Raw genomic sequence first — 25,120 nt, forward strand, 5'->3', positions numbered from 1 at the left:
GAGACGCCCGTGGGATCTGTGGCATCAGCGTCGTCTGTGCCGTCTGCGCCGCCGGAGAAGAGCACCGCGGGGGCCTCGATCGAGCTGGAGAACCTCAGCAAGCGGTATCCGGGCAACCCCAACCCCGCCGTCGACAACGTCAGCATGGAGATCAAGGCGGGCGAGACCGTCATCTTCGTGGGGCCGTCGGGGTGCGGGAAGTCGACGACGCTGAAGATGATCAACCGGTTGATCGAGCCGACCGCCGGCCGCATCCGCATCGGCGGCGAGGACGTCACCGACATCGACCCGGTGAAGCTGCGCCGGAAGGTCGGTTACGCGATCCAGGCCTCCGGCTTGTTCCCGCACATGACGGTCGCCCAGAACATCGCCCTCGTACCGAGGATGCTCGGCTGGCCGAAGGGGCGGATCCGGGAGCGGGTGGAGGAGATGCTCGACCTGGTCGGGCTCGACCCGGGCGAGTTCCACGGCCGCTATCCGCGCCAGCTCTCCGGCGGCCAGCAGCAGCGGGTGGGCGTCGCGAGGGCGTTGGCGGCCGATCCGCCCGTCCTGCTGATGGACGAGCCGTTCGGCGCGGTGGACCCGATCACCCGCGACCACCTCCAGGACGAGCTGATCCGGCTCCAGCGCGAGCTGCACAAGACGATCGTCTTCGTCACCCACGACTTCGACGAGGCCATCAAGCTCGGCGACCGGATCGCCGTCCTGCGTGAACGCTCGCACATCGCCCAGTTCGACACCCCGGAGGCGATCCTCACCAACCCGGCGGACGACTTCGTGTCCGGGTTCGTCGGCGCGGGCGCGGCGTTGAAACGGCTCAACCTCACCCGGGTACGCGACGTGGAGATCACCGACTATCCGACGGCGACCGTCGACCACCCGCTCCAGCAGATCTTCAACAAGCTCCGCGCCAGCGGCACCAACGAGATCCTGCTGCTCGACAAGCGCGGGCGGCCGTACAAGTGGCTGCGGCGCGGCGACATGATGCGGGCCAAGGGCTCGCTGGCCCGCGCGGGCACGCTGGTGAGTGACACGGTCACCCGGGATGCCACCCTGCGCGACGCGCTGGAGGCGGTGCTGACGGACAACACCGGGCGGGTCGCGGTCACCGGGCGGCGCGGCGAGTACATCGGCGTGGTCGACATGGAGACGCTCATGAACTCCGTGCACGAGCTGCTGGAGGCGGACCGCCTGGAGGCCATGGAGGCGCAGCACGAACTGGAGGAGACGCGGGCCGCACAGACGCACGCCGAACAGGAGGGCGTCGGAGGGGAGGAGAAGGCGTGACCACTCCCGAGGACACGGAGGCGGAGGGGACCGAGGCGGAGGAGGCCGAGGCGCGGGCGCCGCGGCTGCCGCAGCGCCCCCCGCGGCGGCACATCACCTGGCAGAAGCTGACCTTCCTGCCCGCGTTCCTCGTCGCCCTGCTGCTGGCGACCTGGCTGTGGTTCCGGCAGGCCCAGCTCGACACGATCTCCGAGAACGCGCTGTCGCACGGCCAGGTGTCCAAGGCGCTGTGGCAGCACGTGGAACTGACGGCGATCTCCACCTTCTTCGTGCTGATCATCGCGATCCCGCTGGGCATCCTGCTGACCCGCAGGTCGTTCCGGAAGGCGACCCCGGTGGCGATGACGATCGCCAACATGGGTCAGGCCACCCCCGCGATCGGCCTGCTCGCCCTGCTGGTGATCTGGCTCGGCACCGGCATGAAGGCCGCCTTGATCGGCATGATCATCTACGCCATCCTGCCGGTGCTGTCCAACACGATCACGGGACTGAAGGCGAACGACCCCGCGCTGCTGGAGGCGGCCCGCGGTATCGGCATGTCCGGGCTGGGCGTGCTGAGGCGGGTGGAACTGCCGCTGGCCGTCCCCCTGATCCTGGCGGGCGTCCGAACCGCCCTCGTCCTGAACGTCGGTACGGCGACCCTGGCGACCTTCGGCGGAGGCGGCGGCCTGGGCGTACTGATCACGACCGGGATCACCACCCAGCGCATGCCGGTGCTGGTCCTCGGCGCGATCCTCACGATCGCCCTGGCCCTGCTGGTGGACTGGCTGGCCTCGCTGGCCGAGCTGCTGCTGCGGCCGCGGGGGCTGGAGGTGGGCAGGTGAAGCGCACCTGTCTGGTGGCCGCCGGGGCGCTGGTGGTGGTGTCCGGCTGCGGTCTGACCAGCGGCTCCCCCATGGTCGACGACGTGTCGCCCGGTTCCATCGGGCAGGGCGAGCCGCTCAGGGGCGCGCATCTGACGGTCACGTCGAAGGAGTTCACCGAGCAGCTCATCCTGGGCTCGATCATGGGCATCGCCTTCCAGGCGGCCGGCGCGGACGTCCTCGACCGGACCGGCATCCAGGGCTCGATCGGCGCCCGCGAGGCGGTCAAGAACGGTGACGCGGACGGCATGTACGAGTACACGGGCACCGCCTGGATCACGTACCTGGGCAACAGCGAGCCCATCACCGACCCGCTGAAACAGTGGGAGGCGGTGCGTGACGCCGACCTGAAGAACGGGCTGACCTGGCTGCCTCCGTCGCGGCTGAACAACACCTACGCGCTGGCGATGAACCAGGCCAACTTCAAGAAGTACGGCACGAAGACCCTCTCCGACGTGGCGGCGCTGTCCAGGTCGGACCCCAAGGCCGTGACGCTGTGCGTGGAGGGCGAGTTCGCCAACCGGGCGGACGGGCTGCCGGGCATGGAGAAGGCGTACGGCATGAGCGTGCCGGCGGGGAACGTCACGCAGATGGACACCGGGATCATCTACACCCAGGTGGCGAAGGGCAGTTGCACGTACGGGGAGGTGTTCACCACCGACGGGCGGATCAAGTCCATGAACCTGGTGGTGATGCAGGACGACAAGAAGTTCTTCCCCAACTACAACGCGGCCCCGGAGATCAACTCCAAGGCCCTGAAGCAGTGGCCGGCGATCGCGGAGGTCCTCGACCCGATCACCAAGAAGCTGGACAACACCGTGGCGCAGACACTGAACGCGAAGGTGGACGTGGACGGGGAGGATCCGCATCAGGTGGCGCTGGACTGGATGAAGAAGGAGGGGTTCGTGAAGTGAGGAAGCAGAGCCCGGCGCTCGCGCACCATGGCGTGTGGCGTCGCGGGCCGGACGGGACTCTCGAAACACGCCCCAGGACAGGCGGAGGACAGCTAGCAGCTCGGAACCGAGCCCTTCCCCTTCTCCAGCGCCACCAGCGCGCCGACCGCGCTCTTCAGCGTGGTCACCGGAACCAGCCGCAGCCCCTTGGGCAGCTCGGACTTGGCGTCGGAGCACTCGTCCTTCGGCACCAGGAACACCGTCGCCCCGTCCCGCCGCGCGGCCTGCGTCTTCAGGGCCACGCCACCGACCGCGCCGACCTTGCCGTCGGCGGTGATCGTTCCCGTGCCGGCCACGGTCCGGCCGCCCGTGAGGTCGCCGCCGCTGCCGTCGCCGTCGAGCTTGTCGACGATCCCCAGGGAGAACAGCAGCCCCGCACTGGGCCCGCCGACGTCGGCGAGCTTCAGCGAGACCTTCACGTTCTTGTCGCTGAGGTCGAGGTAGTTCAGCGCCGCCTCGGCCGCCGCGTCCTGGGACTCCTTCATCTGCTCGGTGTTGTGCCGCTCGATCTCCTTGGTGCTCTGGCCGCTCGGGTAGACCGAGTCGCGCGGCATGATCGCCCGGTCCTTGGCGAACCAGGCGTCGATCACATCGGACAGCGAGACGCGTGTATCGGGGCTGGTCGCCTCGATGGTCGTCATACGCAGCTGCCCGTTCGTCCCGCGGACCGGCGCACCGGAGATCGTGATCACCGGGGTGCCCTGGTTCTTGCCGAGGACGTTGGCCGTCATACCGGGCTGCGTGACCGAGAACGGCAGCGGCGCGAAGGCCGCCGTGGCGATCAGGGCCACGACGGGCAGGGCGCAGACGGCGAGGGCCTGGGGGCGTGTGAGGCGAGAGAGCACGAGGTCAATCTAACGCGGCGGTGCCGGCCGGCTCGGCGCCGGTCGACCCGGCCGGACCGGCCGGCCGACTCGGCCCGCTCAACCCGGCCGACTCCCCCTCAGCCCGCGTACAGCTCCCGCCGCTCCCGCGTGAAGCGGCGCAGCGCGTCCGGCAGGGGTTCCGTACCGATGCCGGGGGTGCGCGGAACCGGGAGGTGGCCGTCCTCCAGTACGAACGGCTCGGTGATGTCCTCGGCGAAGTAGCGGGCGGACGCGGAGGTGTCGCCGGGGAGCGTGAAGCCGGGGAGGGCCGCCAGGGCCAGGTTCGGGGCGCGGCCGATGCCCGTCTCCAGCATGCCGCCGCACCAGACGGGGACACCGTGCGCGTGGGCCACGTCGTGGACGCGGCGGGCCTCGAGGTAGCCGCCGACCCGGGCGGGCTTGACGTTGACGACCCGGCAGGCGTCCATGGCGATCGCGGAGGCGGTGTCGCGGGCGTTGTGGAGGGACTCGTCGAGGCAGACGGGGGTGGCGATCCGCTTCTGCAGCTGGGCGTGGGCGTGGAGGTTGTCCTCCTCCAGCGGCTCCTCGATCAGCAGCAGCCCGAAGTCGTCGAGGCGGCGCAGGTGCTCGGCGTCCGCGAGGGTGTACGCCGTGTTGGCGTCGACCTGGAGCGGCAGCGCGTCGCCGAACCGCTCGCGGACGGCACGGACCGGCTCGACGTCCCAGCCGGGCTCGATCTTCAGCTTGATGCGGACGTAGCCCTCGGCGAGGTAGCGCTCGACGTCGTCCAGGAGCTCCGGCAGGGAGTCCTTGATGCCGACCGAGACCCCGGCGGGCACCCGGTCGCGCACCGCGCCCAGATAGGTGGCGAGCGGCATGCCGTGCGTGCGCAGCTCCGCGTCCAGGACCGCCGTCTCCAGGGTCGCCTTCGCCAGCTCGTGGCCCTTGATCTTCGCCATCGCGGGGGCGAGCGCGGCGGTGGTGAGGTGCGGCAGGGCGGCGACGCGCGGCAGCAGGAAGTCGCGCAGCACGATCTCGGCGCCCGCGACGAACTCCGAGCAGTACAGCGGCTCGGGGTCGGCGGCGAACTCCGACCAGCCCTCGGCCGTGTCCGTGACGACGTGGAGCAGGAAGGTGTCCTTGGTCGTCATGGTGCCGAAGGACGTACGGAACGGGGTGACCAGCGGGATCGCGACGTGCACGATCCCGACGCGTTCGAGCTTCACGCGGCGCCTTCCGAAGAGCGGGTGAGGGTGTACCAGCCGTCGCGGGACATGCCGGTGGCGGTGAAGCCCTGCGCGAAGGCCTCCGTGAACACCTCGCGCACGGCCCGCCGCCAGCGCATCGCCAGCGCCGGGTCGGCGGCACGCAACTTGACGACGTCGTCGGGCACCCGGCACCAGACGTGCAGGTCACCGAGATCGCGGCGGGCGAGCGGGGCGCCGTCCGGGGCGATGTGGGTGGCGGGGGCCGCCTCGCGGTCGCCGGTCTCGTACGGCTTCCTCGGCTCCGTCAGATCCCAGGTCACCGTCAGCCGGTCGCTCTCGTCGCCGTCGTTCACACCGTCGGCCATCGGCCCGTAGAAGTCGACGAGGTACTCGGTGCCGACCGCGCCCAGCTTGACCAGGTTGAAGCGGGCGTTGCGGCCGACCAGCGGGTCGAACGTCCAGCGCATGGTGCGGGCGCCGCGCTCCAGCGCCCAGGCCCGCTGCGCCTGCTTGACGGCGTACCCGAGGCCCGGGTCGGCGGCGGCGACGAAGGAGTACGCGTCCTGCTCGGCCGGCGGCCCGAACACGGCGACGGACGCCCCGGCGAGCCGCTCCCCCTCCTCGTAGGCGGCGTGCACGGCGCCGCCCGCGTGGACCAGGCTGTGCAGCACCTCGGCCGGGTAGGGCGGGGTGCTGCGCGGGGTCTGCCAGACGTCGCTGAAGAAGTCGGCGACGGCCGCGATCCCGGCGACGTCGTGAACGGTACGGATGGTGACTCCGGTCATGGATCGAGTCTCGGAGCCGGTGCCCCGCCCCGGGTTGTGCACCTGGACAAGGCATGCGTACGTTCCTTTATGGATCGGCCAATCAAGAGACGGCCGAACCAGACCGGCCGAACCAGACCGGCGATCAAGACCGGCCGGCCAAGACAGTGGCCACCCCCTCCACCCACTGAGGAACCTCATGGACGCCTGCACCCTCGGCGAACTCCTGGACGTCATCGGCGGCCACTCCGTACGCCTGCACACCGCCCCCGCCGCCGGCCTGACCGCCCCGGTCACCGAGGCGCTGCTCTACGACGCCCAGGGCCCGCTGCCGCGGGTCTCCGGCGCGCTGCTCCTGGCCGTCGGGGTACGGGCGCCGGCCGCCGGGCCGCTGGTGCGGGCGGCGGCGGAGGCCGGGATGACCGGGGTCGTGGTGCGCGGCACGGACGGGCCGGTCGGCGAGGCGGATGCGCGGGGCGTGGCGCTGCTGTCGGTCGACGAGGACGCGGCCTGGCACCACGTGCACCTGCTGCTGGCGTCGGCGATCGGCGCGCGGCCGACCCCGGCGGCGGGCGGCCTCGGGGACCTGTTCGCGCTGGCCGACGCGATCGCGGCCGCCACCGGCGGGGCGACCGCCGTGGAGGACCCCCGCCAGCGGATCCTGGCCTACTCGACCGTCCCCGGCCAGCCCGTCGACGAGGACCGCCGGCAGGGCATCCTCGGCCTCCAGGTGCCGGGCAGCCCGGAGAACACCGAGCAGTACCGGATGCTGTTCGCGGCCGACGGTCCGCTACGGCTGCCCGCCCTCGGCGCGGACGACCTGCCCCGCCTCGCGGTCGCCGTACGGGCCGGCGGCGAAACGCTCGGCTCGGTCTGGGTCGTCGACGACGGCACCCTCACGCCGGACGCCGCCGAGATCCTGGGGCGGGGCGCGTCCACGGCCGCGCTGCTCCTGCTGCGCTCCCGGGCGGCCCAGGAACTCGCCCGCCACCAGAACAGCGACCTGCTGCGCCGTCTGCTGGAGGGCACCGCCGACGCGACCGCCGCGGCCCACCGGCTGGGAGTCGAGACCGTGCGGGTCGCCGCGTTCGTCCTGGACTCCGCCGCGAGCGTGCCCGACAGCGAGCAGACCGCCGGGCGCCTGCTGGACGTCGTACGCCTGCAGTGCGAGGCCCGCTACGGGCGGCACGCGTGTGTGCTCCTGGACGGGGTGGTGTACGCGCTGCTGCCCGCGCCCGGCGAGAGCGGCGGGGCGCGGCACCGGCCGCTCGCCGAGGACATCGTGCGGCGGGCCGGGCAGGCGCTGCGGGTGCCGGTGCGGGCGGCGCTCGGCTCGGTGGTGCCGGACCTCGGCGGGGTCGTGGCGTCGCGCGCGGACGCCGACCTGGTGCTGCGACTGCTGGACGCGGACCTGCCGGTGGCGACCGTCGACGAGCTGCGCCCGCGCGTCACCCTGCTGCGGCTGGCCGAAGTGCTGGGCGAGCGGAGCGAGCTGAGCGCGGGCGCGTGGCGGCGGGTGCTGACATACGACACCGAGCACGGCACCGACTACGCGCGCACCCTGGTCTGCTGGCTGGACACGGGCTGCGACATGGCGGGCGCGGCGAAACTGCTCGCCGTGCACCCCAACACCTGCCGCTACCGCCTGAAGCAGGCCCAGCAGCAGGTCGGGATCGACCTCGACGATCCCGACGAACGGCTGGTGCTGTGGCTGCAGCTGCGGACGCTGGCAGGCCTCAGAGGCTGACGGAGAGTGACGGGGCCGGTTTCACCCCAGCCATGTCCTGAGCCGGTCCTCGCACTCGCGGAGGTGCGTGACGGGCACGTACTCCCCCGCCGTGTGGGCGAGCGACGGGTCACCGGGGCCGTAGTTGAGGGCGGGCATGCCGAGCGCGGCGAACCGGGCGACGTCCGTCCAGCCGAGCTTGGGCCGGGGCTCGGCGCCCAGCGCGGAGACGAACCCGGCAACCCGGTCCAGCCGCGGCAGCGCACCCGGCACGACCTCGGTGACGCGGACCTCGTACCCGGCGAAGAGCTCCCGTACGTACGCCTCCGCCTCCTCGGCCGAGCGACTCGGCGCAAACCGCGAGTTGACGGTGATGACGCACTCGTCGGGTACGACGTTCCCCGCGACGCCGGCCCGCACGGCGACCGCGCTCAGCCCCTCCCGGTACTCCAGCCCGTCGATCACGACCCGCTCGGGCGTGTGGTCGTCGAGCCGCTGGAGGACCCGGGCGGCCTTGTGCGCGGCGTTGACGCCCTTCCACGCGCGTGCGGTGTGCGCGCGTTCGCCCCGTACGACGATGTCGGCGGTGAGGATGCCCTGGCAGCCGGCCTCGACGCCGGCGTCGGAGGGTTCCATGAGGATGGCGAGGTCGCAGTCGAGGAGGTCGGGGCGGTGTGTGGCGATGGTGTTCAGCCCGTTGCGGTCGCCCTCGACCTCCTCGCACTCGTAGAAGACGTAGGTGAGGTCGCGGGTCGGGTTCTCCAGGCTCGCCGCCAGCCGGAGGGCGACGGCGACGCCGCCCTTCATGTCGCAGGCACCGAGCCCGTGGACGCGGCCGTCGGCGAGCCGGGACGGGAGGTTCCCGGCCGCGGGGACCGTGTCCAGGTGGCCCGCCAGCAGGGCGCGCCGAGGGCGCCCGAGGTCCGTACGGGCGACGACCGAGTTGCCGACGCGCTCGACGGCGAGATGGGGCAGGGCACCGAGGGCACCCTCCACGGCGTCCGCGAGCCGGCCCTCCTCCCCGCTCTCGGAGGGGATGTCGACGAGGGCGCGGGTGAGGTCGACGACGTCGGCGGTGAGGTCGAGGTTCAGGGGGTTCATGTGTGTTCCTGGTGCCGGCTGAGCTGGTTGACCTGGTTGAGCTTGGAGTGTCGGATGCCGTAGAGGCCGTAGATCACCAGACCCACAGCCATCCACACCCCGAACGCGATCCAGGTGTCGGCGCCCAGGCTGAACAGCATGTACACGCAGAAGCCCACGCCGAGGATGGGCGTCACCGGGGAGAAGGGGACGCGGAAGGAGCGGGGCGCGTCGGGGTTGCGGCGGCGCAGCAGCACGACCGCGAGGTTGACCAGCATGAAGGCGAAGAGGGTGCCGATGCTGGTGGCGTCGGCGAGGCTGCCGAGCGGGACCAGCGCGGCGAGGACGGCGATGAAGCCGGAGACGATGACGGTGTTGGCGCGCGGCACCCCGGTGGTGGGGTGCACCTTGGCGAACAGCGGCGGCACGAGCCCGTCCCGGGCCATCGCGAACAGGATGCGGATCTGCCCGTACTGCACGGTCAGCACGACGCTGGTGGTGGCGATGACGGCGCCGACGGACAGGAGGATCGGCCACAGGCTGCCCCCGCCGACGGACTGCACCAGCACCTCGCTGAGCGTGGCCTCCGTCCCCTCGAACTTCTGCCACGGCATGGCACCGAGCGCGGCGACGGCGACGATGACGTACAGGGCGGTGACGAGGACCAGGGAGAGGATGATCGCCCGGGGCAGGTCGCGCTGCGGGTTCTTGGCCTCCTCGCCCGCGGTCGACGCGGCGTCGAACCCGATGTAGGAGAAGAAGAGGGAGGCCGCTCCGGCACTCATGCCGGCGGCGCCGAGCGGGAAGAGGGGCTGGAAGTTCCCGGCGTGGAACGCGGTGAAGGCGACCGCGCAGAACATCACGAGGGCGACGATCTTGACGGCGACCATGATGGTGTTGGCGACCGCGCTCTCCTTCGCGCCCCGCAGCAGTACGACCATGGCGAGTACGACGATGAGGGCGGCCGGGATGTTGAGGGTGCCGCCGTCCCCGGGCGGGGCGCTGAGGGATTCGGGCAGGGTCATGCCGAGGGTGAGGTCGAGCAGCTCGTTGACGTACTGCCCCCAGCCGACGGCCACCGCGGCGACGGACACCCCGTACTCCAGGATGAGACACCAGCCGCAGACCCAGGCGACCAGCTCGCCGAGGGTGGCGTAGGCGTAGCTGTACGACGATCCCGAGCCGGGGATCATGCCGGCCAGCTCGGCGTACGACAGTGCGGAGAACAGTGCGGTCACTCCGGCGAGCACGAAGGACACGATGATCGCCGGCCCCGCCTCGGGCACGGCCTCGCCGAGCACGACGAAGATCCCGGTACCGAGGGTGGCGCCGACGCTGAGCAGCGTGAGCTGTGCGACCCCCATGGTCCGCTTCAGCGAGCTCCCGGCGGCCTCCTCGACCAGCGCGCCGACGTCCTGCCGCCGCGTCAGCCGCCGCCCGCCGGACCGCGCCTCCGGTCCACCTTGGGGCCGTGTACCCACTGTGTCCACCCTGCCACTCCCTCCGCCGCATCCGCCTGTGCCTGTCTGGCCTGATGATGCGGAGGGGAGGTCGAATGACGGTGAGAGGATCGGCCAGAGGTGGCCGTGGGTGTTTGGTGGATCGGCCAAAGCCAGGGGGAGCTTGGAAACACGCCCTGTTCGGGCGGGCGGCTCAGCGCAGGGCTTCCGCGACCTCGCGAGCCGCGTCGACGACCCGGGGCCCGACCCGCTCGGGTACCGCGTCCGCCAGCATCACCACACCCACACTGCCCTCGACACCGGTGATCCCGAGCAGGGGAGCGGCCGCCCCGCTGGCCCCGGCCTCCAGTTCCCCGTGCGTCAAGGTGTACCCCGGCTCCCCCGAAGCCTTCTGCCGCGCGGAGAGAATCGCCTTGCCCGCGGCCCCCCGCTCCAGCGGATGCCGGAACCCGGCCCGGTACGCCACGTGATAATCCGTCCACGTCGGCTCGACCACGGCCACGGCCAGCGCCTCCGACCCGTCCACGAGTGTGAGATGCGCCGTCGCTCCGATGTCCTCGGCCAGCGACCGCAACGCCGGCAGCGCGGCCTCCCGTACCAGCGGATGCACCTGTCGGCCGAGTCGCAGCACCCCCAGCCCGACGCGTGCCCGCCCGCCCAGATCACGCCGTACGAGCGCGTGCTGCTCCAGCGTGGCGAGCAACCGGTACACCACGGTCCGGTTCACGCAAAGTTTGTTGGAAAGCTCGGTGACGGTCAGCCCGTGGTCCGTGTCGGCCAGCAGCTTGAGGACCTTGAGTCCTCTGTCGAGCGTCTGGGAGGTCTCCGCGGTCACGACGCCCACTCCTTAAGTGGTGAGGCCGGCAGCCCCCGACGCGGCAGATGCGTCACCGAGTCCCGTCAGTGACGCGCTTCAGAGGCCGCCGATCGGCAGGACGGCCCGGTCTGTCCGGGCCCAGTCGCTTCACGGCTGCGCTCCGCGGCGGCGCTGCCACGGGGCGTGTGCGTAACCGGACAGTAGCGAAGCCGGTTCGCTCAGCGGAAGGCTCCGTCCAGAATCCGGTCACTGCCCGGTATGAACTACCTGTGTTTGTCCCGATACGTACAGCGCACGCCGTACCACGCGCGCCACCGCCGCACCTCCGAGCACCTCACGCATGCAGCACCTCACGCCACAGCCGCTCACGCGCCGGGCGTCACCGCATCCGGGTGGCCCACTCCTGCACCTTGGCGATCCGCTGGCGCAGCTGTCCGGCCGTCGCCTCGGCGCTCGGCGGTCCGCCGCACACGCGCCGCAGTTCGGTGTGGATGACCCCGTGCGGCTTGCCGCTCTGGTGGACGTACGCACCGACCATCGTGTTGAGCTGCTTGCGCAGCTCCATCATCTCCTTGTGGGAGACGACCGGCCGCCGCTCGGCGGGCAGTTCGAGCAGGTCGGCCTCCTCGTCCGGCTTCTTGCGGCTGTGCGCGATCTGCCGGGCCTGCCGCTTCTGCAGCAGCAGCTGCACCTGGTCGGGTTCGAGGAGCCCGGGGATACCGAGGTAGTCCTGCTCCTCCGCACTCCCGGGGTGGGCCTGCATGCCGAACTCGGCGCCGTCGTAGAGGACCCGGTCGAAGACGGCCTCGGACTCCAGGGCCTCGAAGGAGAACTGCTCCTGCTCCCCGGTGTCCTCGTCCTGCTCCTTGTTCGCCTCCTCCATCTCCTTCTCGGACTCGGCGTACGGGTCCTCCTCGCCCTCCTTCCTGGGCTTGTCGAGGGCGTGGTCGCGCTCGACCTCCATCTCGTTGGCGAAGGTGAGGAGGTCGGGGACGGTCGGGAGGAAGACGGACGCGGTCTCGCCGCGCCGCCGGGACCGCACGAAGCGTCCGACGGCCTGGGCGAAGAAGAGGGGCGTGGAGATGGTGGTGGCGTACACCCCGACCGCGAGCCTCGGCACGTCGACGCCCTCGGACACCATGCGGACGGCGACCATCCAGCGGTCGTTGCTCGCGCTGAAGTCGTCGATCCGCTTCGAGGCACCGGTGTCGTCGGAGAGGACCAGCGTGGCCTTCGTCCCCGTGATCTCGCGGATCAGCTTGGCGTAGGCGCGCGCCGAGTCCTGGTCGGAGGCGATGACGAGGGCGCCCGCGTCCGGGATGGCCTTCCGGACCTCGGTGAGCCGCCGGTCGGCGGCGCGCAGCACGCTGGGCATCCACTCACCGCGCGGGTCGAGTGCGGTGCGCCAGGCCTGCGAGACGGCGTCCTTGGTCATCGGCTCGCCGAGCCGGGCGGCGATCTCGTCGCCCGCCTTCGTCCGCCAGCGCATGTTGCCGCTGTAGGAGAGGAAGATGACGGGCCGCACGACGTGGTCGGCCAGCGCGTTCCCGTACCCGTACGTGTAGTCGGCGGCGGACCGCCGGATCCCGTCGTTCCCCTCCTCGTACGTCACGAAGGGGATGGGGTTGGTGTCGGACCGGAACGGCGTACCGGTGAGCGCGAGCCGCCGCGTGGCCGGTTCGAAGGCCTCCAGGCAGGCCTCGCCCCAGGACTTGGAGTCACCGGCGTGGTGGATCTCGTCGAGGATGACGAGGGTCTTGCGCTGCTCGACCCGGTTGCGGTGCAGCATGGGCCGCACCCCGACACCGGCGTAGGTGACGGCGACGCCCTGGTACTCCCTGCTGAGCGGACCCGCGCTGTACTCGGGGTCCAGCTTGATCCCTATCCGCGCGGCCGCCTCCGCCCACTGCTTCTTCAGGTGCTCGGTCGGCGCGACCACGGTCACCTGCTGCACGACGTGGTGGTGCAGCAGCCAGGAGGCGAGCGTCAGCGCGAAGGTCGTCTTGCCGGCGCCGGGGGTGGCGACGGCGAGGAAGTCACGCGGCTGCTCCTGGACGTACTTCTCCATCGCCCCCTGCTGCCAGGCACGCAGCTTGCTGGCGGTACCCCAGGGGGCACGGCCGGGGAAGGCGGGTGAGAGGTGATGGGAGTGCGAGGCGGAGCTGGCGGCAGAGCTGGCGGCGGCGGTAGTCACGGTCTCCGGTTCGGGGGGTAGGGCGGCTCGGCTACGTATGACAACCGGGCCACCCTACCGGCGGGCCGGTGGTGGCAATGTGTGGACGAGGCCGGGTCACCCGAGGATGGGACTGAGGTCACATCGCCTCGTGCAGTGCCCTCAAACGCCGGGCGATCATGCCCACATCCTCGAGGACGCCGGACGCCACCTCGATCACCAGCTTGTACGCCTCGTCCTGGTCGACGTCGAGCATTTCCGTGCCGTTGAAGTCGAGGAAGACGACCGTGCTCATCCAGGCCATGCGCTTGTTGCCGTCCACCAGAGGGTGGTTCACGGCAAGGGACTGGAACAGTGCCGCGGCCTTCTCGAACAGATCCACGTACGCCTCGACACCGAACATCCGGGACTGGGGACGATGCGCGGCGGAGCTGAGCAGACCCAGGTCACGCACCGCGACCTCCTGCCCCCCGCACGCCAGCTCCGCCAGGTCCAGGATCTCCTGAACCGTGAGGTACTTCATCTACTCCCCCAGCCTCCGCAGCAGGTCGGCCTGGCGCGCCGCGTACTTGGCCCCCAGCCGGCGAACCGTGGCCCGGTCGGCCTCCTGCTCCAGATATCGGTCGATCGCCTGAAGCACTATGGCGTGCATGCTGCGCCCCTCCTCCTCGGCCCGCAGCCTCAGCGCCTCCTGCTGGTCGTCACGCAGACGAAGATTCATAGCCATACCACGACGGTACCACGTATGGGGTCATCGTGGTACCATTCCGGCGCCTGGCCAAAGCCGCGTAGTCACCCACGCCCCCACCAGCGCCACCTCCGCCATCGGCAGGAACACGACGGCGAAGGCGGCCGGATGGGCGGAGCCGGAGGCCGCCGTGGCCGTCGTGTGCGCGACGGCGCCGCCGCCGAGCGCGGCGAAGGCGGCGCCCCCGGCCGCGAGCAGCAGCGCGTTGGACAGGCCGTCGGAGATCTGGAGGGCGGCCGAGTTGGTACCGGCCTCCTCCGGGGCGGAGAGGCGGAGCAGCAGCACGCTGGTGGAGGAGATCACGAGCCCCATACCGAAGCACCCGAAACCCCACGCCACGGCGACGGTCCAGACGGGCACGGAGTGGATCAGCACGCTGGGCGCCGCGGCGATGGCGGCCGCGACCAGCACCATCCCGACCGTCATCAGCCGCTCCCGGTACGGCTCCACCCGTGGCCGCGACTGCACCCACGAACCCAGCGCCCACGTCCCGCCACCCGCCGCGAGCGAGAACCCGGCCAGCGTCGGCGACAGCCCACGCTGCGTGACCAGCATCAGCGGTACGAAGGACTCGGCGGCGACGAAGGACCCGGCCGACAGCCCGCGCAGCAGCACGACCGAGGGCAGCCCGCGCGCCGCCCGCCAGGTACCGCGCGGCAGCAGCCCGAGTACGGCCGGCACGAGCAGCCCGGCGCCTACGACACCCGGAACGAGCGAGAGGGGACGCAGATCCTGGGCGGCGTACTGGATCAGCCCGGCGCCGAGCGAGATCCCGAGGGCGAGCCGGATACGGCGCCGGTCGAAGGACGCTTCACGCGCGAGCCCCACCGGCCCGGCCGCCCGCCGCCGTATCTGCGGCAGCGCGAGCGCCAGCGGGAAGACGACCAGCACCGGTATCCCGAGGAACACCCACCGCCACCCGAGATGCTCGGTCACCGCGCCGGAGGCGAGCGGCCCGACCACCGAGGGCACGACCCAGCTCGCCGCGAACGCCGCCATGATGGCCGGCCGCAGCCGCTCCGGATAAGCGCGTCCGACGACGACGTACAACGCGACGATCACCAGCCCACCGCCGAGCCCCTGCACGGCCCGCCCGACGATGAACAGCCACATTGTCCCGGCGGTCCCGGCGACCACCAGCCCGGCGGCGAAGGCGGCGATACCGCTGGTCAACGCCCCCAGCGGCCCTCTCCGATCGGACCACTGCCCGGCAAGCACCATCCCGAACAGACTCGTCGTGAAGTACCCGGAAAACGCGAACGCGTACAGCGACACCCCGTCCAGCTCCCGCGCCGCGACGGGCATCGCCGTCCCCACCGCCGTCGCCTCGAAGGCGATCAACAGCACGACCGACACGATGCCGATGCTCAGCGCCCGGTAGGACCGGCTCAGCACGGTGGACTCGTCGCGCTCGGCGGCCGACGGGACGTGGGCGAGGTCCGCGACGCCGGTGTCGCGCGGTTCCAGGGCGGTCATGCCGGCCAGCGTAAGGTCCACGACCCACTGTGACCCCTGTCGGGAGGAGGGCTTCGCCTGGGACCTTGGTCGTACGACCAGGGGACCAGTACGACCAACGAGACCGGGCGCGGGGCGCGAGGCCCCCGTTCATGAACGGCGTATGGCAGTCCCATTGCAGCCCCGCCCGTCCCCTTGAGCCCCTCCCCCACTCCGCCCTACGGTCATGTCACCGAGTTCGGACCGGAGCAGAGCGCTCCACCCGACCCGGCCGTGTGCCCGAGTGGTTTAGGGACTCGCCTGCAAAGCGAGTTACGTGGGTTCGATTCCCGCCACGGCCTCTACAGGCTTCGCCCAGTCGACGATGTAGGGCGCTGCCTCGCGCAGGCTTGCGAAGTGGCGGTGCACGCCGTCCACCGCGACCGGGGCGTTGACTCCCCACACCGTCATGCCGGCCCGCAACCCGGACTCGACTCCGGACGGCGCGTCCTCGATGACGAGGCAGTCTTCCGGCTCCGCACCGAGCCGCTCCGCGGCCAGCAGGTAGGGGACCGGCGACGGCTTGCCTTCCTCGACCGCGGCGGCGTCCACGAGCACGCCCGGAACGGGCAGTCCGGTCCGGGCGAACCGTCCGCGCACCCGGTGCTCGTAGTTCGAGGTCACCAGCCCCCAGCACCCGGAGGGCAGAGCGGACAGCAGTTCCGACGCACCGTCGAACGCGGCATAGACGCCGGACCGGACGTCGTCGTCCTCCAGTTCATGCAACGCGGCCAGGCACTCCTGCGGATCCCGACCGGGGACGACCTCCTCGAAGGTCTCCATCGGCCGCGTCCGCAGCGCCACTTGACAGACCTCGTCAGGGTCCAGCCCGTAGCGACCCGCCCACGTCGCCCAGACCCGGCGCTGGTTGTCGACTGCGTCGATCAACGTGCCGTCGACATCGAACAGGACATACTTCCCGGCACCGGGCCGGGTTGGTTCGCTGGTCACGCCTTGATCATGTCATCAGCCTGCTTCCGGGCCGGTCTCCCGGCCGCTAAGCGTACAAACCCCCGCCCGCCTCGTCCCCGAACACCTCCGGCCAGTACCGCCACCCGTCGTCCGACGGCGTCGACGGAGTCGGGTCGCAGGCGATCGGGTCGGCCGCGGCGAGGGTGCGGGACATCGTTTCGGCCAGTTGGTCGTAGGCGTCGGTCAGGGCGTGGATCGTGTCGAGGGACTTCTCGCGGTTGATCAGCCACAGGGTGAAGGCGAGCGTGGAGACGTCGGCGTTGAGGGGGCGCAGGGTGGTGTCGGGCTCGCTCCAGCACAGAACCGCACCGGTGGTGCCGTCGATGAGGAGGCTGGTGTCCTCCAGGAGGTGGCCGAGGCGGATCAGGTGGTCCGCGCCGGCCGGGAGGTGGGCGGCGGTGAGGTCGTCCTCCCGCTCGCTCGCGCAGATCGCGTAGTACTCGGCGAGGGTCGGCAGTGGCACGTCGGTGTCCAGGGAGAACCAGTAGCCCTCCTCCGGCAGGCCCGCCTCCCGCAGGAAGCGGCGGGTCGGCTCGTGGGTGAGCGTGGACGGGAAGTCGACCTCCTCGAAGCGGGCGATCCGGCCGGGGCCGAACGCCTCGTCCAGCAGGCGGGGTGGCAGGTCCAGCGCCAGCCCGGATGTCGTGCCCGGGCCCGCCACCAGGGACAGGGGGCGGATCACCGCCGTCATCTTCCAGAAGGGGCCCGGGTCGCCGTCCGTGCTCTCCTCGAAGAGGGCGAGGAGTTGGCGTGACGCCTCCGCCACCGCCTGCGGTCCCAGTCGGCCCGCGTACGAGGCGAACTGGCCTCGCAGCGCCGCCAGTTCGTCCGCCGCCGTCGCGAACCGCACCAGCTTCTCCAGGGAGGGCGCCAGCGGGCGGGTGTCCATCAGGTCGGGGCGGTCGTGCAAGAAGTACGTCGTCGAGATCTCGCCCGTCGCGCCGTCGAGTAGGACCGACTCGGTCTCGCGGCCGTCCGCGCCCAGGATCCCGCCTATGACCAGCCGGTCGCGCAGCTCCGCCGCCAGCCGGTCGGGGTCGCCCGTCGAGTCCCCGACCGTGCGCAGGCCGTCCGTGCGCAGTGCGTCGAAGGACAGCAGGTCTCCGTCGGCGGGCAGTCCGGGACCGCTCAGCCAACGGCGCGTCGGTGCGTGCGTGACGTACGGATCCAGATCGTCCTCGGTGAGTGTGATCACCGCGGTACCGACGGTGTCGGTCGTGCTCATCGTTCCCCCGTGCGTGAAGTCGCCGTCCCCCGGGAAGGTCGTCCAACTGGCGCCGTCCCACTGCCCGGAACACTACGCGGCACCACTGACAACGGCCCCAGTCAGAGAGACGTCAGGCAACCCTCGCGCGTTCCCGTCCCGCCAGGATCGCCTCCACCGTCTCCCCCACGGTCAGCTCCGAGGTGTCCAGCCACAGGCCGAGGCGTGGGGTCCGGGCCCGTAGCTCGCCGTCCAAGTCGCCGACCGTCCAGGCCCCGTAGCCCGTCTTCTCCCGTCCGGCCTCCCGGGCCGCCACCGTCTCGGCGCTCGGTGCCAGTACGACCACGTGGAGGGGGCGGGTGCGGACCAGTTCCAGGTATGCCGTCAGATCCGCGCCCAGGATCACGTCCTGCACCACCGCTGTGAAACCGGCTTCCGCGTACGCGTCCGCCGTCGCCGCGGACAGCCGGTACCGCAAGTGGAGTTGGGCCTCGCCCTCGCCGCCGACCCGGGCGCCGGGCACGTACTCCTCCCGGCCCGACACCACCATCCGCCGGAACACATCCCCTCGGACGTGCGCCGCCCTCGGCAGCTGTTCCGCCAGCGCCTGCGCGACCGTCGACTTGCCGGACGCCATGACACCCGTGATGACGACGACCCCGCGCGTCACGTGAAGTACACGCCGCCCAGCACCACGGCCACCGCCGCGAGCACGAACAGCAGGACCCACATCAGCAACTTGCCGACGCCGGGCGCCGGTTCGTAGCGCGGAGACTCGGGCTCGGGCTCGGGCGGGGTCACTGTGCCGTCACCACCGCGGCCTGCGGGCGGATCGGCAGCCGGTTCACGGGGCGGCCGGTGGCCGCCCGTACGGCGGAGGCGATCGCCGCGGGCGACGTCACGACCGGCACCGCGCTGACGGCTTTCGCCCCGAAGGGCGCGACCACGTCCCGCTCCTCGACCAGCTTGACGATGCGGATGTCGGGCGCGTCCAGGGCGGTGGGCAGGGCGTACCCGGTGAGGTCGGGGTGGCGGACGAGACCGCGCGGGGTGCGCAGGTTCTCCGTGAGGGCGATGCCGACGCCCTGGGTGACGCCCGCCTCGATGCGCGCGGCCAGCTGGGTCGGGTTGAGGACCCGGCCGACGTCCTGGGCGACGGCCAGTTCCACGACCCGTACCGAGCCCAGTTCGATGTCGACGTCCACGACCGCGCGGATCGCGCAGAAGGCGAGCCCGACGAAGGCGTCGCCCTGGCCGGACTCGTTCAGTGGCTCCGTGGGGTGGGGGCGGCACTGGGCCGTGGCCCACAGTTCCTTGCCCTCCAGGGCCTCCGTGACGGTGGTGGACAGGACTCCGTCGTACGACGTGATCTTGCCGTCGGTGATCTGGAGGAGTTCGGTGGACATGCCGAACTTGTGCGCCAGGGGCTGGAGCAGTTGCGTACGGACCATCTTGGCGGCCCGTTCGACCGCGCCGCCGGACACCCAGGTGTGACGGCCGCGGCAGCCCGGCCCCGCGGGCGGCTGGTCGGTGTCCACCGGTGCCACGTGCACCTCGTCGATGCCGAGGGTCTCCTGGACGATCTGCCGGGCCAGCGTGGTGAAGCCCTGGCCGGTCTCCACCGCCGCGCACAGCACGGTCGCCACTCCGTCGTGGACCTTCACCGTCGCCGTGGACACCTCGTCGGCGCCCTCCGCGCCGAGCATGTGCACCATGCCCACGCCGTAGCCCACGCCCCGGCGCACCGCGCCCGGTTCGCCCGCGCCCTCGGGGCCGCCGGGCAGCAGCCACTCGTCCTCGGGGGCGTCCTTGGGAAGCTGCGGGAGGGGAAAGTCCCTTACCGTCTGGAGGAGTTCGGCGACCGGGGCGGGGCAGGTGACCGTCTGCCCGGTCGGCAGGACGTCGCCCGTGGCCATGGCGTTGCGCAGGCGCAGTTCGGCGGGGTCGAGGCCCAGCTTCTTCGCCAGCTTGTCCATCTGCGCCTCATAGGCGGCGCACACCTGCATGGCGCCCTCGCCGCGGACGTGGCCGGAGGGCGGGTTGTTGGTGCGGACGGCCCAGCCCTCGATGAAGGCGTTGGGGACGACGTACGGGCCGCAGGCGAAGGAGACCGCGGCGGCCAGGGCCTCGGCGGAGGTGTCCGCGTACGGGCCCGCGTCCAGCAGGATCTGCGCCTCGACCTTCACCAGCCTGCCCTCGGCGTCGGCGTGGTGGCGGTAGCGCAGCAGCGTGGGGTGCCGGTGGACGTGGCCGAGGAAGGACTCCTCGCGCGTCGCGGTCAGTTTCACCGGGCAGCCGGTCTTCAGCGCCAGCAGGCCGAGCGGGAGTTGGAAGCCCTGGTCCTCGCGGTCGGCGGTGGCGCCGGGGACGCCGGTGACGACGATCTTGACGCGGTCCGGTTCGAGGCCGAAGCAGGCGGCGGCGGTGTCGCGGTCGCCGTGCGGGTCGGTGGAGGCCAGGTAGAGCTCGACGCCGCCGTCGGGGCGGGGCACGGCGAGGCCGGCCTCGGCGCCGATGGGGGCCGGGTCCTGGCGGCCGATGCGGTACTGGCCCTCGACGACGACCTCGCCGACCGCCTCCGCGTCGCCGTGGTGCAGCGGGATGTGGCGGATCAGGTTGCCGTCGGGGTGCAGGGGTTCCGCTTCGAAGGCCTGCTCGGGGTCGGTGACCGGCTCACGCACCTCGTACTCGACGATGACGGCCGCCGCGGCCATGCGCGCGGTGTCCGGGTGGTCGGCGGCCACGGCGGCGATGGGCTCGCCGTGGTGGCGTACGACGTCGGAGGCGAAGACCGGGCGGTCGGCTCTGCCGCGTCCGTGGAGCGCGCTGCCGGGGACGTCCTCGTGGGTGACGACGGCCCGTACGCCGGGCATCTCGCGCGCGTGGGAGGTGTCGATGGAGACGATGCGCGCGTGCGGGTGCGGGGAGCGCAGCACGGCCGCCCACAGCAGGCCCTCGGCCCACAGGTCGGCCGCGTACGGGAACGTGCCCTCGGTCTTGGCTCGGGCGTCGGCGGGCCGCAGGGAGGCGCCCAGGCCGTGCGGGATCGGTTCGGGGGCGGGGGCTGCCTCGGCGGCGGCGGTGGTCGCGGTGGCGGCTTCGTTGCTCACGCCTGGCCTCCGTCCTGGCCGTACGTCCGGTCGTGCGGCCCCGGTGTTCCGGGGGTTCCTCGGGTGCCTGGGGGGTCGAAGGCCGACGGGTTGACGCCGCCGGCGCCGGGGCCCGCCTGGTGCGGGATACGTGCCTCGTCCGCGTCCGGTTCGGCGTCGGCCGCGTCGTGCGCCTCGCGTTCGGCGACCACCTCGCGTACGGCGTCCAGGAAGCCCCGGTAGCCGGAGCAGCGGCACAGATTGCCGCACAGTGCCTGGCGGGTCTCCAGCTCGGTCGGGGCGGGGTTGCCCTCCAGGAGGTCGTGCACGGTCATCGCCATACCGGGCACGCAGAAACCGCACTGCACGGCGCCGCACCTGGCGAGCGCCCGCTGCACGTCCGAGGACTGCCCGTCGACGGCGAGGCCCTCGACGGTACGGACCTCGCTGCCGGCGGCGGTGACCGCGGGTACCAGGCAGGAGGCGACGAGCCGGCCGTCGACCTGGACGTTGCAGGCCCCGCACTCGCCCTGCGAGCAGCCGTCCTTGGCGCCCGCGAGGCCGAGCCGTTCGCGCAGCACGTACAGCAGCGACTCGCCGATCCACGCGTCGGCGACGGGGCGCTCGGAGCCGTTGACGCGCAGGACGTAGGAGGCGAGGGGGTGGTCGTCGTGGGGTGGTGCCACGAAAGCGGCGTCCTCCGGGGCGGCGGTGCGCTCCGGAGAGGCGGAGTGTTCCGGGGCGGCGCTGTCCTCCGGGGAGGCGGGTTCGTCCGCCGGTTCCGGCTTCTCCGGGGTCGCGCGGCCTTCCTCCTCGGCCTCGGCGGGTCCGGCGGCGGGCCCGGTGGCCTTCTCAGGCGCCCCAGCGGCCCCGTGGACGTCCTCGGGCGCTTCACCGGCCCCCTGGGGCTCCTGGGCCATGGGAAGGGGCTGTGCGGGCGCGTACGGCTCGCTGTGGGCCTCCGGCGCGGGTGTCGCCGGCTGTGCGAGCGCCTGCTGCCCCCACGGCTCCCCTGTCGCGCCGGTCGCACCCGTCGCCCAGGGCGCGGGCGCGCCGCCGGGAAGGGTGGCCGGCGGGGTTCCGCCCCACTGCTCCACCAGTGCCGACGTGGTGAACTCGCCCGATTCGTCGGGAAGGTCGCCGCCGGCGACGGGGATCGACCACTGGCCGGTCACGTCGTGGCCGGGGGCCGGCGCGGACTCGGTGACCGTGGTGTCCTCGAAGTTCCACTGGCCGGTGACCCCGGGGTGGTACGTGAACCGGTCGTCCCCGCCCGCCTCCTGGGGCACGGCGTTGGGGTCGGGCCACTGGACGGCGTCAGCGGGCACCGCCCACGCGCCGGTCGCCGCCGGGTCGGTCGCCGCGTCCGGGTGGGAGCTGACCGCTATCTGCGGTGGCACGTAGCCGTGGCCGGGCGCGGCCAGTGGGCTGTCGCCGCGTGCGGCCAGGAGGGCGTCGATGCCGCCCTCGGGAAGCTTCACGAAGGCGGTCGCGCCGTCGTCGTAGTCGCCCTGGGGCAGCGGGTCCCAGCGGCCACCGCCCTGGGACGCGCCCTGTCCGTGCTGGTCGTCGGTCACGACAGCGCCCTCCCCAGTGCTCGTCGGGCCAGCGCGGCGACGGTGCGCCGCAGGTGCAGTACGGCGGCCGGAAGCTGCGGCACGGAGCCGTCGGCGTCCGGGACCGGGTCGGGAATGCAGGCCGCGGCGACGTACTCGCCGAAGGCGTTCAGCGCCTCCGGGACGATCGCGCGGCCGTTGTCCCAGTCGATGAGCGCGGCGACCCACTGCTCGGCCTCCAGGGGCCGCAGCGGCATCGGCGCTATGGCGCCGACGGCGCACCTGACTCCGCGCCGGGCGGGGTCCAGGACGAGCGACACGGACGCGGTGGCGCGCCCGGGGCCGGTGCGGCCGGTCGCCTTCAGGAAGACCTGCGGGGCGTGCAGCAGTGGTACGCGCACGTAGCCGATGAGTTCTCCGGCGCGGAGCATCTCCATGCCCGCCAGCAGGTGCGACACGGGCATCTCGCGGCGGGCTCCACCCGGGCCCGCGATGATCAGCGTCGCCTCCAGGGCGGCCAGCACCGGCAACGCGTCCCCGGTGGGTGACGCGGAGGCGATGTTGCCGCCCAGGGTGCCCGCGTTGCGGATGTGCGGCGGGCCCGCGGCGCGCGCGGCGGCGGCGAGCGCGGGGATCAGGGCGGCGAAGTCGGGGCGGCCCATACGCGCGTGGGTGAGGCCCGCGCCGAGGAGCGCGTGTCCGTCCTGGTACTGCCAGCCGCGGATCTCGCTGATCCGGCCGAGCCCGACCAGGGCGGTGGGCCGGAGCTGACCGGAGTTGACGGCGGCCATGAGGTCGGTGCCGCCGGCCACGGGCACGGCGGCGGGCACGGCGGTGAGTGCCGCCACGGCCTCGTCCAGTGTCGTGGGCAGCGTGACGGCCTGCCCCGCCTGTGGTGCGTGCGTGGTCAAACCGGCTGCCCCTTCCCGCTGCCCCACCTGGTCCCACCTGTGCTGCCGTACGGTACGTGCTGACAGGGCGGACGTGGCAACTCTGGCACATCTTCGCAGGACCCGAACGCGGGGGTCCGCTAGGAGGCATTCGCCCACCTCACCGAGGAGATGGCCCGTTTTCGCACGGCATCACCCGTGCATACCGATTGACACTCTTCGGTGACCCTTATGCGTCTTTTCTGTGACCTGTTCGAGGCAGGCCTGGCGACAGCCGTCCCTATCGGCTCGGCGGCGGGCCGTCGATCGGGCGGCCGGGCACACCGGGGCGCCGCTGCCACGGGCGCGGACCGGCGGGCGGCCGGTAGGCGACGCCCAGGGCGTCAAGTCGACGGTAGTGGACGGCCATCCGCCGCTCGAAGTCGGCGAAGTCCCGTTCCGCCGGGGCGGGCAGGTGGCCCCAGGCGACCTCGGCGAACGCGGCGAGCCTCGGGAAGGCCTGGTAGTCCACGCGCGCCTGGTCCTCCATCACCTCGGTCCACAGGTTGGCCTGCGTGCCCAGCACGTGCCGTGCCTGTTCCTCCGTCAGCTGCGCCGGGACGGGCTCGAAGCGGTAGACGTCCTCCAGGGTGCGGACGTAGCCGATCGGGACGGGCTCGTCCTCGCCCGCGTCCTGCCGGTGGTCCAGGTACACCTGCTGCTCGGGGCACATGACGACGTCGTGGCCGGCCCGCGCGGCGGCGATCCCGCCCTCGTAACCGCGCCACGAGGACACGGCCGCGCCGTCGGCCAGCCCGCCCTCCAGGATCTCGTCCCAGCCGATGAGCCTGCGCCCGCGCGCGGCGAGCCACGTGTCGAAGTGCCTGATGAACCACGCCTGGAGTTCGTCCTCGTCGGCGAGCCCGAGCTCCTTGATGCGGGCCTGCGCGGTGGGCGACCGCCGCCACTGGTCCTTGAGGCATTCGTCGCCGCCGACATGGACGAACTCCGACGGGAACAGGTCGAGAAGTTCCTCGAACACCCCTTCGTAGAAACGCAGGGTGTTGTCAGTGGGGGCGAGTACGTTCGCAGAGATCCCCCAGTTGTCCCAGACGGTGAGGGCGGTGATGACATCGGTGTTGCCGAGTTCCGGATACGCGGCGATGGCGGCCTGCGAGTGCCCCGGTAGGTCGATTTCGGGGACGACGGTGATATGCCGCTCGGCGGCGTAGGCGACGATCTCCCGGATGTCGTCCTGGGTGTAGTAACCGCCGTGCGGCTTCTCCTCCCACAGCGGGGAGGCCCGGTGGCCGAATTTCGTGCGGGAGCGCCAGGAGCCGGTCTCCGTCAGTTTCGGGTAGCGCTTGATCTCGACGCGCCAGCCCTGGTCGTCCGTCAGATGAAAATGGAAGACGTTGAGTTTGTGCGCGGCCATCAGATCCAGATAACGCAGCACGCCTTCCTTGGGCATGAAGTGCCGGGCGACGTCGAGCATGAGGCCGCGCCAGCGGAAGCGGGGGGCGTCGTGGATGGTGACGGCGGGCACCTCCCACTCCGGCTTCCGGGCGAGCGGGGCACGGCGGAAGGCGTCGGCACCGAGCAGCTGACGGAAGGTCTGGGCGCCCCAGAACAGGCCCGCCTCGCTCGCCCCGTCGATGGCGACGACACAGCCGTCGGCGGTGAAGCGGTATGCCTCGGGGCTGCCGAGTTCATCGGCGAGTTCGGGCATGATCCGCAGCAGAACGCGGTCGCCGTCGCCCGAGTGCGGAGACAGCGGATATCCGGTCGCGGCGCCGACGGTCGCGCGCAGCCACCGCGCGACCCGCTCGGTGCCGGGCGTCGCCTCGATCTCGGTCTCCTCGTCGATGGCGTACCCCGTACCGCCGCCGATCGAGGGCGACAGGCGGCTCGGGGCGGGGATCAGCTCCACGTCGAGGCCGGGGAACAGGTGGTACGGAATGTCGCTCATGACGTCAGTCCTTTACCGCTCCGCCCAGCCCGGAGACCGGTCGTCGCTGCACGAGTACGTA

22 protein-coding genes and 1 tRNA gene are annotated in these 25,120 nt (G+C 72.0%); 5 read left to right on the forward strand and 18 right to left on the reverse strand.

The features are described from left to right. Positions 1–36 precede the first annotated feature (36 nt). The 3 genes from ACFY16_RS03070 to ACFY16_RS03080 are packed head-to-tail and all read left to right on the forward strand — an operon-like array spanning position 37 to position 3,064. Complete coding sequence (locus ACFY16_RS03070) at positions 37–1,287, forward strand: betaine/proline/choline family ABC transporter ATP-binding protein (RefSeq protein ID WP_390645316.1); 1,251 nt, start codon at positions 37–39, stop codon at positions 1,285–1,287. Further along, entirely contained in the window at positions 1,284–2,111 is an 828-nt protein-coding gene (locus ACFY16_RS03075; RefSeq protein WP_390645317.1) for an ABC transporter permease, read from the forward strand. Before ACFY16_RS03070 ends, ACFY16_RS03075 begins: the two co-directional genes overlap by 4 nt. Further along, entirely contained in the window at positions 2,108–3,064 is a 957-nt protein-coding gene (locus tag ACFY16_RS03080; RefSeq protein WP_390645318.1) for a glycine betaine ABC transporter substrate-binding protein, read from the forward strand. The genes ACFY16_RS03075 and ACFY16_RS03080 overlap by 4 nt, the downstream gene beginning before the upstream one ends. 92 nt (positions 3,065–3,156) lie before the next feature. On the opposite strand, the gene ACFY16_RS03085 is transcribed toward ACFY16_RS03080, so the two are convergent. The 3 genes from ACFY16_RS03085 to ACFY16_RS03095 form a co-directional block, all read right to left on the reverse strand. Then, a complete protein-coding gene (locus ACFY16_RS03085; RefSeq protein WP_390645319.1) occupies positions 3,157–3,948 on the reverse strand; it encodes a S16 family serine protease in 792 nt (263 codons plus the stop codon). A gap of 98 nt (positions 3,949–4,046) precedes the next feature. Next, positions 4,047–5,156, reverse strand: a complete 1,110-nt coding sequence (menC, locus tag ACFY16_RS03090; RefSeq protein ID WP_390645320.1) for an o-succinylbenzoate synthase — start codon at positions 5,154–5,156, stop codon at positions 4,047–4,049. Beyond that, positions 5,153–5,923 carry a chorismate synthase gene (locus ACFY16_RS03095; RefSeq protein ID WP_390645321.1) on the reverse strand — a complete coding sequence of 257 codons (771 nt, stop codon included), beginning with the start codon at positions 5,921–5,923 and terminating at the stop codon, positions 5,153–5,155. Before ACFY16_RS03095 ends, menC begins: the two co-directional genes overlap by 4 nt. 178 nt (positions 5,924–6,101) lie before the next feature. Here ACFY16_RS03095 and ACFY16_RS03100 point away from each other — a divergent pair, with 178 nt between their 5' ends. Beyond that, on the forward strand, positions 6,102–7,649 hold the full coding sequence (locus ACFY16_RS03100; RefSeq protein ID WP_390645322.1) for a PucR family transcriptional regulator: 1,548 nt from the start codon (positions 6,102–6,104) through the stop codon (positions 7,647–7,649). A 21-nt stretch (positions 7,650–7,670) separates the two neighbouring features. On the opposite strand, the gene dapE is transcribed toward ACFY16_RS03100, so the two are convergent. From dapE to ACFY16_RS03135, 7 genes are all read right to left on the reverse strand, one after another. Further along, positions 7,671–8,729 carry a succinyl-diaminopimelate desuccinylase gene (dapE, locus tag ACFY16_RS03105; RefSeq protein ID WP_390645323.1) on the reverse strand — a complete coding sequence of 353 codons (1,059 nt, stop codon included), beginning with the start codon at positions 8,727–8,729 and terminating at the stop codon, positions 7,671–7,673. After that, complete coding sequence (locus tag ACFY16_RS03110) at positions 8,726–10,198, reverse strand: amino acid permease (protein WP_390645324.1); 1,473 nt, start codon at positions 10,196–10,198, stop codon at positions 8,726–8,728. The genes dapE and ACFY16_RS03110 overlap by 4 nt, the downstream gene beginning before the upstream one ends. 163 nt (positions 10,199–10,361) lie before the next feature. Beyond that, complete coding sequence (locus ACFY16_RS03115; RefSeq protein WP_390645325.1) at positions 10,362–11,003, reverse strand: IclR family transcriptional regulator; 642 nt, start codon at positions 11,001–11,003, stop codon at positions 10,362–10,364. Positions 11,004–11,364: 361 nt separating this feature from the next. Continuing rightward, positions 11,365–13,179: a DEAD/DEAH box helicase gene (locus ACFY16_RS03120; protein ID WP_390645326.1), complete on the reverse strand. Its 1,815-nt coding sequence runs from the start codon at positions 13,177–13,179 to the stop codon at positions 11,365–11,367. A gap of 118 nt (positions 13,180–13,297) precedes the next feature. Continuing rightward, positions 13,298–13,681 carry a type II toxin-antitoxin system death-on-curing family toxin gene (locus ACFY16_RS03125; protein ID WP_390645327.1) on the reverse strand — a complete coding sequence of 128 codons (384 nt, stop codon included), beginning with the start codon at positions 13,679–13,681 and terminating at the stop codon, positions 13,298–13,300. Further along, on the reverse strand, positions 13,682–13,879 hold the full coding sequence (locus ACFY16_RS03130; protein ID WP_390646084.1) for an Arc family DNA-binding protein: 198 nt from the start codon (positions 13,877–13,879) through the stop codon (positions 13,682–13,684). A gap of 30 nt (positions 13,880–13,909) precedes the next feature. Beyond that, complete coding sequence (locus ACFY16_RS03135; RefSeq protein ID WP_390645328.1) at positions 13,910–15,382, reverse strand: MFS transporter; 1,473 nt, start codon at positions 15,380–15,382, stop codon at positions 13,910–13,912. 248 nt (positions 15,383–15,630) lie between these two features. Here ACFY16_RS03135 and ACFY16_RS03140 point away from each other — a divergent pair. After that, positions 15,631–15,702 (forward strand) — tRNA-Cys (locus ACFY16_RS03140). On the opposite strand, the gene ACFY16_RS03145 is transcribed toward ACFY16_RS03140, so the two are convergent. The 8 genes from ACFY16_RS03145 to ACFY16_RS03180 form a co-directional block, all read right to left on the reverse strand. Then, positions 15,674–16,351, reverse strand: coding sequence for an HAD family hydrolase (locus tag ACFY16_RS03145; protein ID WP_390645329.1), 678 nt, complete (start codon positions 16,349–16,351; stop codon positions 15,674–15,676). The two genes, ACFY16_RS03140 and ACFY16_RS03145, sit on opposite strands and share 29 nt — an antisense overlap. 46 nt (positions 16,352–16,397) lie before the next feature. Beyond that, positions 16,398–17,597, reverse strand: coding sequence for an SUKH-4 family immunity protein (locus ACFY16_RS03150; protein WP_390645330.1), 1,200 nt, complete (start codon positions 17,595–17,597; stop codon positions 16,398–16,400). Between the two features lie 112 nt (positions 17,598–17,709). Beyond that, the gene (locus ACFY16_RS03155; protein WP_390645331.1) at positions 17,710–18,246 is read right to left on the reverse strand and encodes an AAA family ATPase; all 537 of its coding nucleotides are present in this window, start codon (positions 18,244–18,246) and stop codon (positions 17,710–17,712) included. Continuing rightward, entirely contained in the window at positions 18,243–18,377 is a 135-nt protein-coding gene (locus ACFY16_RS03160; RefSeq protein WP_390645332.1) for a hypothetical protein, read from the reverse strand. The genes ACFY16_RS03155 and ACFY16_RS03160 overlap by 4 nt, the downstream gene beginning before the upstream one ends. Continuing rightward, positions 18,374–20,686, reverse strand: a complete 2,313-nt coding sequence (locus ACFY16_RS03165) for a xanthine dehydrogenase family protein molybdopterin-binding subunit (protein WP_390645333.1) — start codon at positions 20,684–20,686, stop codon at positions 18,374–18,376. The genes ACFY16_RS03160 and ACFY16_RS03165 overlap by 4 nt, the downstream gene beginning before the upstream one ends. Beyond that, positions 20,683–22,242: a 2Fe-2S iron-sulfur cluster-binding protein gene (locus ACFY16_RS03170; protein WP_390645334.1), complete on the reverse strand. Its 1,560-nt coding sequence runs from the start codon at positions 22,240–22,242 to the stop codon at positions 20,683–20,685. The genes ACFY16_RS03165 and ACFY16_RS03170 overlap by 4 nt, the downstream gene beginning before the upstream one ends. Beyond that, positions 22,239–23,132 (reverse strand): FAD binding domain-containing protein, encoded by an 894-nt coding sequence (locus tag ACFY16_RS03175; RefSeq protein ID WP_390645335.1) that lies wholly within the window; start codon positions 23,130–23,132, stop codon positions 22,239–22,241. Before ACFY16_RS03175 ends, ACFY16_RS03170 begins: the two co-directional genes overlap by 4 nt. Positions 23,133–23,391: 259 nt before the next feature. Further along, positions 23,392–25,059 (reverse strand): beta-N-acetylhexosaminidase, encoded by a 1,668-nt coding sequence (locus ACFY16_RS03180; RefSeq protein WP_390645336.1) that lies wholly within the window; start codon positions 25,057–25,059, stop codon positions 23,392–23,394. Positions 25,060–25,120: the final 61 nt, after the last annotated feature.

It is taken from the genome of Streptomyces sp. NPDC001315, from assembly GCF_042896175.1.
GTDB lineage: Bacteria > Actinomycetota > Actinomycetes > Streptomycetales > Streptomycetaceae > Streptomyces.